At 71.8% G+C, this 16,704-nt stretch carries 14 protein-coding genes; 6 read left to right on the forward strand and 8 right to left on the reverse strand.

The genetic code is table 11. From position 1 onward, the window contains the following. The first annotated feature begins 13 nt into the window (after nucleotides 1-13). Entirely contained in the window at nucleotides 14-253 is a 240-nt protein-coding gene (locus ACFY1U_RS23555; RefSeq protein WP_390696084.1) for a hypothetical protein, read from the forward strand. Nucleotides 254-539: 286 nt separating this feature from the next. Here ACFY1U_RS23555 and gcl read toward each other — a convergent pair whose 3' ends face one another. After that, nucleotides 540-2,324, reverse strand: coding sequence for a glyoxylate carboligase (gene gcl / locus ACFY1U_RS23560; protein ID WP_390696085.1), 1,785 nt, complete (start codon nucleotides 2,322-2,324; stop codon nucleotides 540-542). Nucleotides 2,325-2,509: 185 nt separating this feature from the next. On the opposite strand from gcl, the gene ACFY1U_RS23565 reads away from it, so the two are divergent. Continuing rightward, on the forward strand, nucleotides 2,510-3,214 hold the full coding sequence (locus tag ACFY1U_RS23565; RefSeq protein ID WP_390696086.1) for a hypothetical protein: 705 nt from the start codon (nucleotides 2,510-2,512) through the stop codon (nucleotides 3,212-3,214). A 149-nt stretch (nucleotides 3,215-3,363) separates the two neighbouring features. Here ACFY1U_RS23565 and ACFY1U_RS23570 read toward each other — a convergent pair whose 3' ends face one another. Next, nucleotides 3,364-4,953, reverse strand: a complete 1,590-nt coding sequence (locus ACFY1U_RS23570; RefSeq protein WP_390696087.1) for an AMP-binding protein — start codon at nucleotides 4,951-4,953, stop codon at nucleotides 3,364-3,366. After that, nucleotides 4,950-6,620 (reverse strand): AMP-binding protein, encoded by a 1,671-nt coding sequence (locus ACFY1U_RS23575; RefSeq protein WP_390696088.1) that lies wholly within the window; start codon nucleotides 6,618-6,620, stop codon nucleotides 4,950-4,952. Before ACFY1U_RS23575 ends, ACFY1U_RS23570 begins: the two co-directional genes overlap by 4 nt. 182 nt (nucleotides 6,621-6,802) lie before the next feature. On the opposite strand from ACFY1U_RS23575, the gene ACFY1U_RS23580 reads away from it, so the two are divergent. The 3 genes from ACFY1U_RS23580 (at nucleotide 6,803) to ACFY1U_RS23590 (ending at nucleotide 11,578) form a co-directional block, all read left to right on the forward strand. Continuing rightward, on the forward strand, nucleotides 6,803-7,639 hold the full coding sequence (locus ACFY1U_RS23580; RefSeq protein ID WP_390696089.1) for a response regulator transcription factor: 837 nt from the start codon (nucleotides 6,803-6,805) through the stop codon (nucleotides 7,637-7,639). Between the two features lie 134 nt (nucleotides 7,640-7,773). Beyond that, on the forward strand, nucleotides 7,774-10,581 hold the full coding sequence (locus tag ACFY1U_RS23585) for an ATP-binding protein (protein ID WP_390696090.1): 2,808 nt from the start codon (nucleotides 7,774-7,776) through the stop codon (nucleotides 10,579-10,581). A 205-nt stretch (nucleotides 10,582-10,786) separates the two neighbouring features. After that, the gene (locus ACFY1U_RS23590) at nucleotides 10,787-11,578 is read left to right on the forward strand and encodes a S1 family peptidase (protein WP_390696091.1); all 792 of its coding nucleotides are present in this window, start codon (nucleotides 10,787-10,789) and stop codon (nucleotides 11,576-11,578) included. A 120-nt stretch (nucleotides 11,579-11,698) separates the two neighbouring features. On the opposite strand, the gene dmpI is transcribed toward ACFY1U_RS23590, so the two are convergent. Together dmpI and ACFY1U_RS23600 are read right to left on the reverse strand one after the other, a co-directional pair. Further along, a complete protein-coding gene (dmpI, locus tag ACFY1U_RS23595; RefSeq protein ID WP_115909963.1) occupies nucleotides 11,699-11,881 on the reverse strand; it encodes a 4-oxalocrotonate tautomerase DmpI in 183 nt (60 codons plus the stop codon). A 113-nt stretch (nucleotides 11,882-11,994) separates the two neighbouring features. Next, nucleotides 11,995-12,861, reverse strand: a complete 867-nt coding sequence (locus ACFY1U_RS23600) for a LysR substrate-binding domain-containing protein (RefSeq protein ID WP_390696092.1) — start codon at nucleotides 12,859-12,861, stop codon at nucleotides 11,995-11,997. Between the two features lie 98 nt (nucleotides 12,862-12,959). Between ACFY1U_RS23600 and ACFY1U_RS23605 the strand changes: the two genes are divergently transcribed. Beyond that, complete coding sequence (locus ACFY1U_RS23605) at nucleotides 12,960-13,607, forward strand: LysE family translocator (protein ID WP_390696093.1); 648 nt, start codon at nucleotides 12,960-12,962, stop codon at nucleotides 13,605-13,607. Between the two features lie 3 nt (nucleotides 13,608-13,610). Here the strand turns inward: ACFY1U_RS23605 and ACFY1U_RS23610 are convergent, their stop codons facing one another. From ACFY1U_RS23610 to ACFY1U_RS23620, 3 genes are all read right to left on the reverse strand, one after another. Then, on the reverse strand, nucleotides 13,611-15,077 hold the full coding sequence (locus ACFY1U_RS23610) for a winged helix DNA-binding domain-containing protein (protein ID WP_390696094.1): 1,467 nt from the start codon (nucleotides 15,075-15,077) through the stop codon (nucleotides 13,611-13,613). A gap of 77 nt (nucleotides 15,078-15,154) precedes the next feature. Then, nucleotides 15,155-15,802, reverse strand: coding sequence for an acetoacetate decarboxylase family protein (locus ACFY1U_RS23615; protein ID WP_390696095.1), 648 nt, complete (start codon nucleotides 15,800-15,802; stop codon nucleotides 15,155-15,157). Further along, on the reverse strand, nucleotides 15,799-16,683 hold the full coding sequence (locus ACFY1U_RS23620) for an SDR family oxidoreductase (RefSeq protein ID WP_390696096.1): 885 nt from the start codon (nucleotides 16,681-16,683) through the stop codon (nucleotides 15,799-15,801). The genes ACFY1U_RS23615 and ACFY1U_RS23620 overlap by 4 nt, the downstream gene beginning before the upstream one ends. Nucleotides 16,684-16,704 lie beyond the last annotated feature (21 nt).

The following is a 16,704-nucleotide window of genomic DNA, read 5'->3' on the forward strand; positions in this document are numbered from 1 at the left end:
GGACGCTGAAGGCATGGCACATCCAACCGAGCATCCGCACATCGTGGTGCACTCGCCGGCCCTGGACGGCTCCCGGCGGGTCACGGAGGGCGACGAGACGCTGGGGATCGCCACGCACGTCGACGACGTCAGCGAGATCCTGCGCCTGGCCGACCTGTACGTCACGGACGTCGAGGAGAGCGACCTCATCGAGTGGCAGGGCGGCGGCCCGGACGACTGGCCGGGGCTGTCGGAACACCACGAGGGGGCGTGAGCACACGCGTACGCGTACGCCCTGGAACGTAGGACGTCTACGCAAACCTCAAATCCAGCTCTGAACATGGTTCAAGAAGCTTCAGCCGCACCCAACGGAGGGCATATTCACGTCACATGGGGCCCGCCGACACGGGGGCGGCGGGCTCCATGACGGGGGAACCGGGAGATCGCACGGGGGAAACGGGGGATCTCACGGGGGAAACGGGGGACGGCTCCGCGGAGCCGGGCACGCGAAAGGGGCGGCCCAACCGGCAGGTTGGACCGCCCCTCAGCTGTCGGCCGGGTCAGACCTTCAGCGTCCTGATCGACGTCGGGGCGTGCCCCGGCTCGGTCGCGAGCTCCTCGAACTCCACGACGTTGCTGATGTCGTTGGTGGTCGACATGGCGATGTTGGTGACGCGCTCCAGGATCGCCTCGACGACGACCGGCACCTGGAACTCGGCGGCGAGCTTCTTGGCCTGCTCCAGGGCCGCACCCAGCTCGTTCGGGTCGGTCACCCGGATCGCCTTGCAGCCCAGGCCCTCGGCGACCTTGACGTGGTCGACGCCGTAGACGCCGAGCTCGGGCGAGTTGATGTTCTCGAACTCCAGCTTGACCTGGAAGTCGATGTCGAACGCCCGCTGCGCCTGCCGGATCAGGCCCAGGTAGGCGTTGTTCACCAGGACATGGACGTACGGGATCTTGTGCTGCGCACCGACCGCCAGTTCCTCGATCATGAACTGGAAGTCGTAGTCGCCGGACAGGGCGACGACCTGCGCCTCCGGGTCCGCCTTCGCGACGCCCAGCGCGGCCGGGACGGTCCAGCCGAGGGGGCCCGCCTGGCCGCAGTTGATCCAGTGGCGGGGCTTGTAGACGTGCAGCATCTGGGCGCCGGCGATCTGGGACAGGCCGATCGTGGAGACGTAGCGGGTCTCGGGTCCGAACGCCTTGTTCATCTCCTCGTAGACGCGCTGCGGCTTGATCGGGATGTCGTCGAAGTGCGTACGGCGCTGGAGAGTCGCCTTCTTCTCCTGCGCCGAGGCCGCCCAGGCGGAGCGGTCGGGCAGCCTGCCGGCCGCCCTCAGCTCCCTTGCCACCTCGACGAAGAGCTCCAGGGCCGCCTTCGCGTCGGAGGCGATGCCGTAGTCCGGGGCGAAGATCTTGCCGATCTGGGTGGGCTCGATGTCGACGTGGACGAACCTGCGGCCGGCCGTGTAGACGTCGAGCTTGCCGGTGTGGCGGTTGGCCCAGCGGTTGCCGATGCCGAGGACGAAGTCGGACTCCAGGAAGGTCGCGTTGCCGTAGCGGTGGGAGGTCTGCAGGCCGACCATGCCGGCGTTCAGCTCGTGGTCGTCGGGCAGGACACCCCAGCCCATCAGGGTCGGGACGACCGGAATGCCCGTCAACTCGGCGAACTCGACGAGGAGTTCGGCCGCGTCGGCGTTGATGACACCGCCGCCCGCGACGATCAGCGGTCGCTCGGACTCGTTCAGCAGCCCGATCGCCTTCTCGATCTGGGCGCGGGTGGCGGCCGGCTTGTAGACCGGGAGCGGCTCGTACGTCTCCGGGTCGAACTCGATCTCGGTGAGCTGCACGTCGATCGGCAGGTCGATGAGGACCGGGCCGGGACGGGCGGAGCGCATCAGATGGAAGGCCTGCTGGAAGACGCCGGGCACCTGGGCGGCCTCGAGCACCGTGACCGCCATTTTCGCGACCGGCTTGGCGATCGAGGCGATGTCGACGGCCTGGAAGTCCTCTTTGTGGATCACGGCGGTCGGCGCCTGGCCGGTGATGCACAGGATCGGGATGGAGTCCCCGATCGCCGAGTACAGGCCGGTGATCATGTCGGTTCCCGCGGGCCCCGAGGTGCCGATGCAGACACCGATGTTGCCCGGGTGGGTGCGGGTGTAGCCCTCGGCCATGTGCGAGGCGCCCTCCACATGGCGGGCGAGGGTGTGGTTGATGCCGCCGGAGGCCTTGAGCGCCGCGTAGAACGGGTTGATCGCCGCGCCGGGCACACCGAACGCGTTGGTGACGCCCTCGCGCTTGAGGATCTCAACTGCCGCGCGGGCAGCGGTCATACGTGCCATCGAGTACTCCTGCTTCGGCTGTCGGACCAGCCCTCCCGTCGCGCCCCGCGGTGAGCTCTTCCGTAATCGGCTTCCGTCTCCACATATTCCACAGTGCGGAAACTGTTTTCTACTATCTGGAAGCAATGTAGGTGGGTGGAGGAAGGCCGTCAAGAGACGGACAAGCGGGGGCTCGCTGGGGGACGATGTGGGCCATGTCAGAGAGCGTCTCGGTGCGCTGTCCGGCCTGCGGACGCGAGCACCTGTATGCGGCGCCGTCGTATCCGTGCACGTGCGGGGCGCCGGTCGCCCCGCCGCTGGACCGGCACGGGACGGCGACGGCCGTCACCCATCGGGCCTGGGCGGAGGACTGGATCACGCTGCAGTGCGGCTCCTGCGGCCGCCGGGACCAGTGGCCGCGCCCGGAGCTGGGCTGTGAGTGCGGGACGGTGCTGCGGCTCGCCGTGGCCGGGCAGACCACCACGGCACAGGCGGGCACCGAGGCCGCCCCCGCCCCGGCACAGCGCCGCCGGCCCTTCCAGCCCGTCACCATCCGCACCGCCCGGGACGCGGTGACGGCCGCCGCCGTGTATCTGCGCTGGCTCGGCTACCGGGACATCCGCCGGGCCGACCAGCGGCCCCCGTCCGGCATCGGCATCGCCGCCCGCGGCCTGCTGGCCCAGGTCGACCCGACCGTGCGCCCGGCCTCGCTGCGGGACGTGGAGTGCCTGTGGCTGACCGCCATGACGGAGTCGGCGTCCTGCGCCTACTTCTCCCTGGCGGGCTACGCCACCGACGCCCGCGCTCGCGCGGACACCCTCGGCGTCCCGCTGTTCGTCCTGGACCTCACGGGCGCCCCACAGCCGGTCAACAGCCTCGCCGACGAGCTGGACGCCACCGGGGTGCGGTAGCTCCGCAGGGAGAGAACGGGGGCGCCGTGGGCACCCCCGCTCGAACGCGTTCACGCAACCGCGAGTTCACTGCTCCCGCTCGCGGCGGTACCGCGCCGAGAAGCAGCGCGAAGTCCCGCAGTGCGATGCCGTAGTGGCCCGAGTTGGTGCTACAGGGCGTATTTCTCCCGCAGTTCCACCTTCCGCACCTTCCCGGACACCGTCATCGGGAAGGCCTCCAGGATCTGCAGCCGGCTCGGCACCTTGTAGTGGGCCAGCCGGCCCTCGCAGAAGGCACGCACGTCCTCCAGGGCCGGCGGGTCGGCCGGGTCGCGCGGGATCACGCAGGCCAGGACCTCCTCGCCGTACTTCTCGTGAGGTACGCCGACGACCTGGACGTCCTGGACCTTCGGGTGGCCGTAGAGGAACTCCTCGATCTCGCGCGGGTAGATGTTCTCGCCACCCCGGATGATCATGTCCTTGATGCGGCCGACGATCTCGACGTAGCCGTCCTCGCGCATCACGGCCAGGTCCCCGGTGTGCATCCAGCGGCCGGGGTCGACGGCCTCGGCGGTCTTCTCGGGCTCGTTCCAGTAGCCGAGCATCACGCTGTAGCCGCGGGTGCACAACTCGCCCGGGACACCGCGGGGTCGGGTCACTCCGGTGGCCGGGTCGACGACCTTCACCTCGAGGTGCGGGAGGACCCGGCCGACCGTCCCGGTGCGGTGTTCCAGGTCGTCGTCCCTGCGGGTCTGCAGGGAGACCGGGGACGTCTCCGTCATGCCGTAGCAGATGGAGACCTCCTCCATGTGCATCTCGGCGACCACCCGCTTCATCACCTCGACCGGGCAGGGCGAGCCCGCCATGATGCCGGTGCGGAGGGTGGACAGGTCGTAGCTCGCGAAGTCGGGGAGGTTCAGCTCCGCGATGAACATGGTCGGGACGCCGTAGAGCGATGTGCAGCGCTCCTGCTGGACGGCCTCCAGGGTGGCCCTCGGGTCGAACGACGGGGCCGGGATCACCATGCACGCGCCGTGCGAGGTCGCCGCCAGGTTGCCCATCACCATGCCGAAGCAGTGGTAGAAGGGCACGGGGATGCAGATCCGGTCCTGCTCGGTGTAGGCGATCAACTCACCCACGAAATAGCCGTTGTTGAGGATGTTGTGGTGGGAGAGCGTGGCCCCCTTGGGGAAGCCCGTCGTGCCCGAGGTGTACTGGATGTTGATGGGGTCGTCGCAGGACAGCTCCTCGTACGGGGCCTCGGCGGTCCCGCGGCCGAGCAGCGCCTGCCAGCTCGGGTCGCCGATGTACACGACCTCGCGCAACTCGGGGCAGCGGCCCCGCACCTGCTCGACCATCGCCCGGTAGTCGCTCGTCTTGTGGCTGAGGGAGGCGAAGAGCAGCGAGATCCCGGCCTGCTTGAGGACGTACTCGACCTCGTGGGTGCGGTAGGCCGGGTTGATGTTCACCATGATCGCGCCGATGCGGGCGGTGGCGTACTGGACCAGCACCCACTCCGCGCAGTTGACCGCCCAGATGCCCACCCGATCGCCCTTGGCGACCCCGCCCGCCACCAGCGCCCGCGCCAACTCATCGACGTCCGCACTGAATCGGGCGTACGTCCAGCGACGCCCGGACGGCACGTCGACCAGTGCCTCGCGATCCGGCCAGGCCGCCACGGCCCGGTCCAGGTTGGCGCCGATGGTGTCCCCGAGCAGGACGGTCGGGCTCGTCCCGTGCGTGTACGACAGTGCGGTCACCGGAAGTCCTCCTCGCGGTACTCGTCGGCCGAGCCCTCGGCGGTCGCCTCGCGCAGCTCGATCCGGCGGATCTTGCCGGAGACGGTCTTGGGCAGCGGCGCGAACTCCAGGCGGCGGATGCGCTTGTACGGGGCGAGGACCTCGCGGGAGTGCTCGAACAGCACCTTCGCGGTGTCGGGGCCCGGCTGCCAGCCCTCCGCGAGGACGACGTACGCCTTGGGGACGGCGAGGCGCAGCTCGTCCGGGGCGGGTACGACGGCCGCCTCGGCCACCGCCTCGTGCTCAAGCAGCGCGCTCTCCAGCTCGAAGGGGCTGATCTTGTAGTCGGAGGCCTTGAAGACGTCGTCGGCGCGGCCCACGTAGGTGATGTAGCCGTCGGCGTCGCGGGAGCCGATGTCGCCGGTGCGGTAGTAGCCGCCTGCCATCGCCTCCGCCGTGCGGTCCGGGTCCCCGTGGTAACCGGTCATCAGGCCGACGGGCCGCGCCGACAGGTCGAGGGCGATCTCGCCCTCGGCGGCTCCGGGGGCGCCCGTCACCGGGTCGAGGAGCTCGACCCGGTAGCCCGGGCTGGGCCGCCCCATCGAGCCGGTCTTGAGCTCCTGGCCCGGGCTGTTGGCGACCTGCACGGCCGTCTCGGTCTGTCCGAAGCCGTCCCGGATGGTGATGCCCCAGGCGCGCCGGACCTGCTCGATGACCTCGGGGTTCAGGGGCTCGCCTGCCGCCACGACCTCGCGCGGCGGGGTGCGCAGCTGGGTCAGGTCGGCCTGGATGAGCATCCGCCACACGGTGGGCGGGGCGCAGAAGGTGGTCACTCCCCCCCGGTCCATCTCGGCCATCAGCCGGCCCGCGTCGAAGCGCGTGTAGTTGTGGATGAAGACGGTCGCCTCGGCGTTCCACGGGGCGAACAGGTTGGACCAGGCGTGCTTGGCCCAGCCGGGCGAGGAGATGTTCAGGTGCACGTCACCGGGCTTGAGGCCGATCCAGTACATGGTGGCCAGGTGGCCGACCGGGTACGAGGTGTGGGTGTGCTCGACCAACTTGGGCCGGGCGGTGGTGCCGGAGGTGAAGTACAGCATCAGCGGGTCGTCCGCGAGGGTCGGGCCGTCCGGTGTGAAGTCGGCTGAGGCGGCGTACGCGTCCTCGTAGGCCCGCCAGCCCTCGGGGGCCCCGCCCACCGCGATGCGCGTGTACGTGCCGGGCACCTCGTCGAACTTGCCGGTGTCCTCGGCCCGCACCAGCACATGGCGGACCCGGCCGCGTTCGACGCGGTCGCGCAGGTCGGCGGGGCCGAGCAGCGGGGTGGCCGGGATGACGACGGCGCGCAGCTTCATCGCCGCGAGGGCCGTCTCCCACAGCTCGGCCTGGTTGCCGAGCATGACGAGGATCCGGTCCTCGGCGCGGACACCGCGCTCGCGCAGCCAGTTCGCCACCCGGTCGGAGCGGTCGGACATCTCCGCGAACGAGACCCGGACCTCGCTCCCGTCCTCCTCGACGATGTGCAGAGCGGTCCGGTCGTTGCCGTCGGCGATGACGTCGAACCAGTCGAGGGCCCAGTTGAAACGCTCGGGCCGGGGCCAGCTGAAACCCTCGTACGCCTTCGCGTAGTCCTCGCGGTGCTCCAGCAGGAAGTCCCGCGCACTGCGGAAGAGCTCCGTCGCCGTCGTCATCGTCGTCCTCCTCGCTTTCTTCGGTCGTTCACCTCCGGGGCGCTCTCTGCCGGTGCCGAGGGCCCCTTCGGCTCACTCCGGTACCGGACCATTGCCGGGCGGCTCTCTGTCATCGTGTAATCCGTGATGCAGGTCTCACTACCCCCGAACGGGGGTGTGCGCCGCAGGGAGAGGGCAGGCAGGTGACAGCAGACGCGGCCGGGGCGGTCGAGATACGCAATGCGCTGGTACGGCTGCGGCGCACGACGGGGCTTCCGGTCGCCTTCGGCGGCCTGGTGGAGCCGGGGCGCCGGCACATGCGCATCAGCGAACTCAGCGGCACCGAGACACCCGCGCTGAGCGGACTGCCGGTGTCCTCCGGCAACGGCCTGGGCGGCCGGGCGGTCGCGCTCGCCCGGCCGTGCGCGGTGACGGACTACTCCTCCTCGCGGCAGATCAGCCACGAGTACGACATCCCGGTCGCCACCGAGGGGCTGCATTCGATCCTCGCGGTGCCGGTGGTCGTACGCCGCCGGGTGCGGGGTGTGCTCTACGGCGCCCTGCGCACGGCGCAGCCGCTGGGCGACCGGACGCTGGGCGCGGCGATGGAGGCCGCTCGGGACGTGGAGCAGGCGCTGGCCGTGGGCGACGAGGCGCGGGGACTCATGGCGGCGGCCGCCCGCGGCGAGCCGGAGCGGGATCCGGCGGCGGGTGCCGCCTGGGAGCAGGTGCGGGAGGCCCACGCGGCCCTGCGGGCGCTGGCACCGCGGATCGCGGACCCCGCGCTGCGGGCGGAACTGCTCGGCGTGTGCGGGTTGCTGACCCCGAAGACGCAGGCTTACGGGGTCGATCTGGCCCCTCGTGAACTGGATGTACTGGCCTGTGTGGCGGCGGGGGCCACCAACGCGGTGGCCGCCGAGCGGCTCGGTCTGCGCGCCGAGACGGTCAAGGGATACCTGCGGTCGGCGATGCGGAAACTGGGTGCTCACACGCGGGGCGAGGCGGTGGCCGCGGCCCGCCGGGCGGGGCTGCTGCCGTAGCGCTCTATTCGTTCACCGGCGCTTTGAATTTCGCCATGCCTGACCGTTGTTATATCCCTCACCACGGCGTCCGTCCGAATTTCATGGAGAGATTGCCTAGAATTTGGCCCGAACACGACACTCGGAGGGGAGCGGTGACCGTGCGAGGGGACTTGAGGGAGCCCGCCAGACGCCACCCCGACCTGGTCATCGGCCGGGACGAGCTGCTCAGCGCGGCGCGCGAGCAGCTCGCGCGGGGTGGCAGCGTGCTGCTCCACGGCCCCGCCGGAATAGGAAAGTCGACCGCTCTGCGGGCATTGGCATCCGAATACGGGACAGCCGCCCGTACCGTGCTGCGCTGCTCGGCGACCGAGTCCGAATCCCACCTCCCCTTCCTGGCCCTCGCCGACCTGCTCGGACTGGTCGTGGACCAGGTGTACGACAAGCTGCCCGCCGCCCAGCGCACGGCACTGGAGTCGGCGCTCACCGGCCGCGGCGAGTCCACCCTCCAGCGCGACGGCCTGGCCCTGCGCCTGGCCGTCCTGTCGGCGCTGCGCGCGCTCGCCGAGCAGGGCCCCGTCCTCGTGGTGGCGGACGATCTGCAGTGGCTGGACCCGGCGAGCGCGGAGCTCCTCGGCTTCGCCGCCCGCCGCCTGGGCGACACCCCGGTGCAACTGCTGTGCGCGGTACGCACCGAGGGCCAGGAGTACGACCGCCACCTGAGCGCGTCCCCGCCCGACACCCTGGCCGTGCGGCTCGGCGCGCTCTCCCGCGCCCAGGTGGCCGCGCTGCTCGACCACCGCGGCTACACCGGTCTGCCGCGGTCCACCGTCCGCGACATCCACCGCACCAGCGGCGGCAACCCGTTCTTCGCCCTCGAACTGGGCCGCGCCCTGGCCGAGAGCCCGACCCCGCCGCGGCCGGGCGAGCCGCTGCCGGTGCCCACCTCGCTGCGCGCCCTCGTCCTCAACCGGCTCGACATGCTCTCCGTCGAGGCCCGCCGCACCCTGCTGGTGGCCAGCGTGGGCGCCCGCCCCACCCTCGCCCTGCTGCACGAGGCCGGCCGGGAGAACGCCGAGGCCGAGACCGCACAGGCGGCCGAACTCGGACTGCTGGCGACCGAGCCCGAGGGCCCCGCCGTACGCTTCGCGCATCCGCTGATCTCGGCCGCGCTGTACGCGGAGGCGCCCGCGCAGGACCGGCGGGCCGCGCACGCCGCGCTGTCCACGGCGGCCTCCGACCCGATCGAGCGGGCCCGCCACCTCGCCCTCGCGACCACCGGCACCGATCCGGAGGCCGCGGCCCGCCTCGCCGAGGCCGCAGCTCTGGCCCGGGACCGCGGGGCACCCTCGGTCGCCGCCTCGCTCGGGCTGCTCGCCGCCCGGCACACCCCGGCCGACGGCGAGCCCGGCCCGGACGAGCGCCGGCTGGAGGCGGCCGAGGACGCGATCACCGCCGGCGAGGTGGACCTCGCCCGGGACATCGCCCGCGACGTGCTGACCCGGGCCGCCGAGCCCGCGGACCGGGTGCGGGCCTGGATGGTGGTCATCGAGGCGGCCGGGCAGGCCCTCGGCGAGGTCGACACCGTCTACCCGCAGGCACTGGCCGACGCCGGCGACGACCCGGGGCTGCTGGCCCAGGTCCACTACCAGCTGGCCTGGCGCGGACTGGTCGTGGAGGGCGACTTCGCCATCGGCCGGGAGGAGGCCGCGCACGCCGCGGAGCTCGCCGCCCGGGCCGGCGACCGCCGCACCGAACTCCTCGCGCTGGCCTTCCAGGCGACGACCGAGACCCTGATGGGTCACCCGGACGCCCCCGCGACCATCAAACGCGCCCTGAAGGAGCCTCAGCTGCCCGACGTGGCCTGCCACCACAACGGTGCGGGCGCCACCCGCTACCGCTGGCTGATCATGAGCGACCAGCTGCCCGAGGCCCGCTCCACCGTCAACGCGCTGCTGCGCGAGGCGCGCCGGCGCGGCATGGTCGAGAGCGAGGTGCACTTCCTGCGTCTGCTCGCCGAGACCGAACTGCGCTCCGGGCACTGCGGCCGGGCCCTCGACCTGGCCCGGGAGAGCATGCGGCTGGCCCGCGACTCGGGGATCGGCGAGGCGTCCTCCGCGGTGCTCGCCTCCCTCGCGGAGGCCTCCGGCGGGGACGTGGAGCGGGCGCTGACGCTGGGCCGGGAGGCGGTGGAGCTGGCCGAGCGGGCCGGCGACCAGATGTACATCTCCCGGGGGCTGACCGCGCTCGGGCACGCCCAGCTGGTCGCCGGGGACGCCGAGGGCGCGGTCCGCTCGCTGCGCCGGGTGCGGGACCTGGAGGACGGGCTCGGCATCACCGACCCCGCGCGCGGCCGCTGGCACGGCGACCTCGCCGAGGCCCTCGTGCGCGTCGGCGAGGTGGACGAGGCGCAGCAACTCCTCGACGTGGCGCGCGAACACGCCGTGCGGCTCGGCCGCGAGGGCGTGCTGGCCGTGCTGGACCGGGCCGAGGCACTGGTGCGGGCCGCACGCGGGGAACACGAGGCCGCGCTCACCCAGCTGACCTCGGCGCGGCACCGGCTCGCCAAGCTGGGCTACGGCCTGGAGGAGGCACGCGCCGCCTTCGCTCTGGCGTCGCTGCGTTCAGGCCGGCCGGGACGCGCGTCGTACGACGAGGCGGCCCGGCTGTTCCGCCGCTGCCGGGCGCTGCCCTGGGTGCGTCAGGTGGAGGCGGCCGCCGTGGCGAGCCCGGTGGAACCGATCGCCCCCGCCGCCGCGTCAGAGGGCCTGGAAGGGCTTGCCGCGATGGAACGCCAGGTCGCCGCGCTCGTCATGGAGGGCGCGACCAACCGGGAGATCGCCGCGCGGCTGTTCATCAGTGTGAAGACGGTCGAGGCGACACTGACCCGGGTCTACCGCAAGCTGGGGATCCGCTCGCGCGTGGATATCGTCCGTTTGGCGGCGGCACGGCGAGCGAAGTGACGGCACGCCAGGTTAACTGAACCCGACCGAGGGTTTTCCCTCACACAACCCCCTAGGGGGTTCCCTCATTGGGAGCCGGGGGTTCCGCGTCCTAGCTTGAGGACGTGCCGCTCGCCCGGGCATACGGGGGTCGGTCCCGCGGCCCCCGTGCTCAACCCCCCACACCCGCGCGACCCCCCACCGGCAACCCCCACTGAGGAGACTCATGTTCGGGTCCAACCGTGCCAGGAAGACCGCCGCGGTAGTCACGGCGGCCGCTGCAGCGGCCGCCACCGTACTGCTCGGCGCGCCTTCCGCGGCAGCCGCGCCCCAGCCCATCGTGGGCGGCACCACGACCACGACCACGGCCTACCCGTTCGTCATGCAGATCACGGACGCCTCGCAGAACCAGTTCTGCGGCGGCACCCTCGTCTCGGCCACCAAGGTGATCACCGCTGCTCACTGCGTGGTCGGGGAGAGCACCAGCAGTGTCAGAGTCGTCGGCGGCCGCACCTATCTGAACGGCACCAACGGCACGGTCAGCAAGGTCAGCAAGATCTGGATCAACCCGGACTACACGGACGCCACCAACGGCAACGACGTGGCCGTACTGACGCTGTCGACGTCGATGCCGTACACGACGGCCTCGTACGTCTCGTCCTCGGACACCTCGGTGTACGCGGCCGGCACCACGGCCCGCATCCTCGGATGGGGCACCACCTCGGAGAGCGGCAGCTCCTCCAACCAGCTCCGGACCGCGACCGTGCCGATCGTGGCCGACTCCAGCTGCAAGAGCTCGTACGGGTCTGACTTCGTGCAGAGCGACATGGTTTGCGCCGGATACACATCCGGCGGCGTAGACACCTGCCAGGGCGACAGCGGCGGTCCCCTGCTCATCGGGGGCGTCCTGGCAGGGATCACTTCTTGGGGCAACGGCTGTGCGGAGGCGGGATACCCGGGTGTCTACACCCGGCTGACCACCTTCTCCAACCTGGTGACCGCACAGGTCAACTCGTAGGACGAGTGCTCCAGAAGATCTCCTGAGCATCCCTCAGGTGAGAGACAAGGGGGCGTTGCGGGCTACCACGAGCAGCTCGCAGCGCCCCCTTTCCATGCGCTACTCGTGGCGCATGGGGTGCTACTTGTCGGCGGTGAGCCTGCCCGCAGCGCCCCAGCTGTCCGCCGGCACCTCGTGGATCCACACCTGAACGGTCTCGGCGGGGATCCGGTAGGCGTCGACGAAGGCGTCGGTGATGCGCTTGACGAGGTCCCGCTTGAGCTCGGTGTCGCGGGGACCCTGCTGGACGGTGACGATCGGCATGACTGAACTCCCTCGAAAACGCTGCCTGTCGGGACCTGATGCGGTCCCTTTCGATGAGTCCAGTCCATCGCGCCGGGCGCCCGCGACCAAGAATCAGACCGCGACCGCAGCGATCAGTTCTCGTGATCGCCGCAGGCCAGCAGCAGGGTGTCCAGGTGCGGGGGCGGGGCATTCACGGGCACGGCGAGGCCCGTGGACAGGGCGAGGCCCGGCGCGCGGAACGATACGAAGGCGACGCGGGGGCTGCGCAGCACGCGCGCGTGGGACGCGTACACGACGGTCCACAGGGGGCGGTTGCCGATGGTGGCGAGGGTGTCCTGGAGGGAGCCGCTCGCCGGTCCGGGCAGCGGCTCGAACCCGGCCTCGTGACAGGCGCCGACGACCAGGTCGACCAGGGCGGGGTTGTTGCGGCGCTCGGTAAGGGTCAGCGGTACCTCGGCCAGCTCCTCGATGCCGATCTCCGCGCGGCCGGCCAGGGGGTGCGTGGCGGGGAGGGCGGCCACCAGCGGGTCGGGCCACAGGGGCAGCACGCGTACGCCCGGCACCGGCTCGACGGCCCGTACGAAAGCGGCGTCCAACTGGCCGCCCGCGACCCGGGCCAGGCGCTCGGCGACCGGCAGTGAGAACAGCTCGACGGGCACGTCCGGCGCGCGGTGCGCGAACGCGGCGAGCACACGGTCGAGATGCGCACCGAGGCCCGTACTGGTGCCGATCCTGAGGCCGGGCGGCGGGGCGACGGCGGCACGCGCCCGGTCGGCCGCCGCCAGTACCTCCCGCGCCTCGGGCAGCAGCCGCTCACCCGCCGCCGTGAGCCGCACCCGGCGCGGCGTCCGGTCGAACAGCTCGGCGCCCAGCTCCCGCTCCAGGCGCTGTATCTGCATGCTCACCGCGGACTGCACGATGTGCAGCCGCTCGGCCGCCCGCCCGAAGTGCAGTTCCTCGGCGACGGTCACGAAGTAGGTGAGCTGCCGCAGTTCCATGGGCTCGACTCTAGAGGGGCCGGGCGGGCGGCTGTTTGAATGAACGTCCCCCGTTTGCATGAGCGCCCGAGGGACGTGACCGGAGGAGAACGACGCACATGGTGTCCACGGACCGATTCCTCGCCTTCGCCGCGATGTCCCTGCTGGTGATCGTGATTCCGGGCCCCAGCGTCCTGTTCGTCATCGGCCGCGCGCTCGCCCACGGCCGCCGTACGGCGGTGGCGACCGCGGTCGGCAATGTGTTCGGCTCGTATCTGCTGGTGGTGGCGGTGGCGATCGGCGTCGGCTCGCTGGTGGAGCGCTCGGTCACGATCTACCTGGCGGTGAAGTTCGCAGGCGCCGCCTACCTGGTGTACCTGGGTGTGCAGGCCTTCCGGCATCGCAAGCAGCTGAGGGCGTCGGCGATCCGGACGCAGCCGACGGGACGGGCGCGTGGCGATCTGCGGACGGTGCTCGACGGCGTGCTCGTCGGGGTGACCAACCCGAAGGGCGTGGTCTTCTTCGCCGCCGTACTCCCCCAGTTCGTGGACCACTCGGCGGGCCGCGTCCCGCTGCAGATGCTGCTGCTCGGCCTGATCCCGATCTCGATCGGCCTGGTCACGGACACCCTGTGGGGCCTGACCGCATCGGCCGCCCGCACCTGGTTCGCCGGCTCCGACCGCCGTCTGTCGATGATCGGCGGCGCAGGCGGCTTCGCGATGATCGGGCTGGGCCTGACGGTGGCGGTGACGGGCCGGGCGGACTGAGGCTTACGAGATCACGGTCCCGAACCTGATGTCGTACGACGTCCCCGGATGCATGGTGTCGAGCATGCGCACCGCTTCTTCCACGACATCCGCGCGCTGGGCCTTGCCGAGTGTGCCGAAGGGCTCGACGACGAGCGCGCCCTCGCCCAGCTTCCACACCCCCGCCAGGAAGCCGTCGACGAGGAACGTGCAGTACGCCTGATTGCCCGCCCAGCTGCGCCCCCAGTACTCGGCCGGGACGACCCGGGTGCGGTCGGCATGGGAGAGGAGCAGGTTGTCGAACTCGGGGAGGAAACGGGGCGGCGCCGGAGTCTCCGCGTCGGGCCGCGGCGCCTCCGGCAGATCGAAGAGCTCGACCCCACCCTCGTCCCGAAAGGTGACGAGCTGCGGCCGAAGCCGCTCGAAGACATCACGCAGCCGGGTCAGTCCCGCCCAGGTCTGCATGTCCTTGACGGAGGCGGGCCCGAAGGCGGCGAGGTAGCGCAGGACGGTGGCATCGGCGGACGGGACCGCTGGTGCCCGCGAGGCTGGGACGGCGGCGGCCGGCGAGCCCGCGGCGGGGGCGCCTGCACTCGACGAAGCCGCGCTCCGTGCGCCCGCACTCTGCGCAGTCACGGCCGGCGAGACCGCCCCCGGCACGGCCGCAGCCGACGAAGCCGCGCCGGGCGCACCCGCACTGGATGAAGCCCGGCCTTCTGCAGCCGCGGCGGGCGAAGCGGCGCTCGGCGCGGTCGCACTCGGCCAGGCCGCACCATGCTCCGCCTCGGCGAGCGGGACCGCACCCGGCGCAGCCGTGTCCGGGGCGGTCGCACTCGGTGGATTCGCGCCCGGCGACGTCGCGGACGGTGGAGTGGCGGCCGGTGGCATCGAGCGGGCGGCGGGGCCGCGGCCCAGCCAGTGCTCCGCTGTGGTCAGGGCGACCTGGCCGCTTCTGCCCCAGAGGCCGCGTGGGGTGACCTGGACGAGGGGGAGCTTGCAGCGGGCTGCGATGGCGAGGGCCTGTGGGTCGGCGTCGGGCCACTCGGTCTGCAGGGCCTCGCGCAGTTGCTTCATGGTGCGCGGCTCGGCCTCCACGAGATGGCGGGCGAGGGCGGCGAGCCGGTCGAGGTCCACGCCCGCAAGCCCCTTGCGGAAGTTGGTGAGTTCACGGTCACGGGCCGGCTGGACGAGCGGACGCAGGGTGAGGGCGTCGGCGGCGGTGTGGGTGTGGATGGTCGAGCGCATGGTGACGATACGGACGACCTCGCGGTCCGCCATCAGCCCGGACAGCTCCTCGGGGGTGAACCCGTCGAGGCGGGCGGCGAGCGCGTAGTACGGCGGCTTGACGTTCTGCGCCTGAAGCCCGAGCAGATGCTCGACGGCGGCCTTAGCCGAGAGCGGGGACCGGCGCAGAAGCAGCTGCCGTTCGAGGGTCGCGCGGTTGAGGGCGCGGGTACCGAGCACAGGAGCCGTCGCTGTCGTCTTCGTCATGCCCGCACGCTAGCCCTGCTTGCGGACACCCACTGTCCGCAAGTCTCACCCTGGCGCCGTTTGTCCCATGCCCTGACCTACGAGTACCCGACCGTGCCGTGAAAGCCCCGGACGGCCAGCGACAGCAGGGGCCGGCGGTTGGTGAGGAAGGACAGGGCGGGGGTCGGCGCCGCCTCCACCTCGGTGCGGCCCACCGTCGGTCGGCCCTGGATGCGCAAGGGGACACGGCAGGTGGTTCCGTCAGGCAGCTCCTGGACCAGATGGGCGCGGGCCGGCAGGCGAAAGGGCAGACGGAGCATGTCACGGTGCACGGCACGTACCGCGGCCGTGGTCCCGGTGCCGGTGCCGGTCAGTTCGGAGCGGGTGCTGTCCGCTTCCTTGTGCAGAGTGATGGTGCCCATGTGTTTGGGGATTCCCCACAGGGTGCGTCCGCCGACCAGTGCCTGCTCGTTGTCGACCCAGGCGGCGACCGTGCTGGCGGCCAGGCGGCGCCGGTGCCAGACGGCCAGGGTGATGAGGAATTCCCGGTAGGTGAGGACGCCGCCCGGCTGGTAGTCGACCCAGAAGGTGACCAGCGTGCAGCGCTTGCGGGCCACCCACGGCCGGACCCCGCGTGGGAGCGGCCAGGACGGCAGCTCGGCCTGCGGGACCTGCCACACCGAGCTGATCATGTCGCCGGTCAGGTGCCACGGAGAAGGGGGAATGCCCTGCGGTGCCGGGGTCATGTCGTCCCCCGTTCTCGGAGTTCGGTCTCGTACGGGCCGCGGACGGCGGCGTCCGCGTCCTGGGCGATGGCGTCCGTGCCCAGCAGCGCGTCGATCATGTCGCCGACCCGGTGGGGCAGCAGGGCGGTGAGGGACAGCAGCCGTGCCGCGCGCGGTACGAACACCTGCGGGCGGCGGGGCCGCTGAAGGACGCCGGCGACCGCGTCGGCCACCTGCTCGGGCCGCAGAGCGGGCACAAAGCGGGGGCGGATACCGGCTGCGGCAGTGGTATGGACCATGTACGGCAGGATCGCGGTGACGTGGATGCCGTCGACGCGCAGTTCGCGGTGCAGACTCCGGGAAAGGGCCAGCACGCCGGCCTTGGTCGCGCTGTAGGCCGCGAAGCCGGGCAGTGGCTTGACGGCGAGCACGCTGGCGATGTTCACGATGTGCCCGCCCCCCTGGGGGCGCATCCGCAGCGCGGCGGCGCGGCAACCGTGCACGGTTCCGGTGAGGTTGACCTGGCAGGCATAGGCCAGCAGACCGGCTTCCTGATCGTCCAGCCGCCCCAGGGGCACGACCCCTGCGTTGTTCACCCACACATCGAGCCGCCCGAAGTGGGCCTCGGCGGCCCCGGCGAGTCGCTCCGCGGCTTCCGCACCGGCGATGTCCACCTCCACCAGGGCGTGCTCTCCGCCGAGTTCGCCCGCGGCCCGGTGCAGCCGGTGTCCGTCGACGTCGCCGAGCACGAGCCGGTAGCCGTCGCGGGCGAGCCGTCCGGCGATGGCGTGCCCCACCCCGCGTGCCGCTCCGGTGACGACAGCGACCGGTGACGAACCGGTGGCGGTGCCTTCCTCGCGCGGCCCGCCCACCGGGCGCCAACTGCCCTTACCTCCATGCACGTCCCTCCAACGACGCCGGCC

Source organism: Streptomyces sp. NPDC001351 (genome assembly GCF_042896045.1).
Taxonomy (GTDB): Bacteria; Actinomycetota; Actinomycetes; order Streptomycetales; family Streptomycetaceae; genus Streptomyces.

Coding starts and splice junctions, on each gene's coding strand:
- dmpI (WP_115909963.1), bottom strand. CDS start 11,881: ATGCCGATCGTCACCGTCCAGCAGGGTCCCCGCGACACCGAGCTCAAG.
- ACFY1U_RS23610 (WP_390696094.1), bottom strand. CDS start 15,077: ATGACGAAGACGACAGCGACGGCTCCTGTGCTCGGTACCCGCGCCCTC.
- ACFY1U_RS23605 (WP_390696093.1), top strand. CDS start 12,960: ATGGTGTCCACGGACCGATTCCTCGCCTTCGCCGCGATGTCCCTGCTG.
- gcl (WP_390696085.1), bottom strand. CDS start 2,324: ATGGCACGTATGACCGCTGCCCGCGCGGCAGTTGAGATCCTCAAGCGC.
- ACFY1U_RS23600 (WP_390696092.1), bottom strand. CDS start 12,861: ATGGAACTGCGGCAGCTCACCTACTTCGTGACCGTCGCCGAGGAACTG.
- ACFY1U_RS23555 (WP_390696084.1), top strand. CDS start 14: ATGGCACATCCAACCGAGCATCCGCACATCGTGGTGCACTCGCCGGCC.
- ACFY1U_RS23565 (WP_390696086.1), top strand. CDS start 2,510: ATGTGGGCCATGTCAGAGAGCGTCTCGGTGCGCTGTCCGGCCTGCGGA.
- ACFY1U_RS23575 (WP_390696088.1), bottom strand. CDS start 6,620: ATGACGACGGCGACGGAGCTCTTCCGCAGTGCGCGGGACTTCCTGCTG.
- ACFY1U_RS23615 (WP_390696095.1), bottom strand. CDS start 15,802: ATGACCCCGGCACCGCAGGGCATTCCCCCTTCTCCGTGGCACCTGACC.
- ACFY1U_RS23590 (WP_390696091.1), top strand. CDS start 10,787: ATGTTCGGGTCCAACCGTGCCAGGAAGACCGCCGCGGTAGTCACGGCG.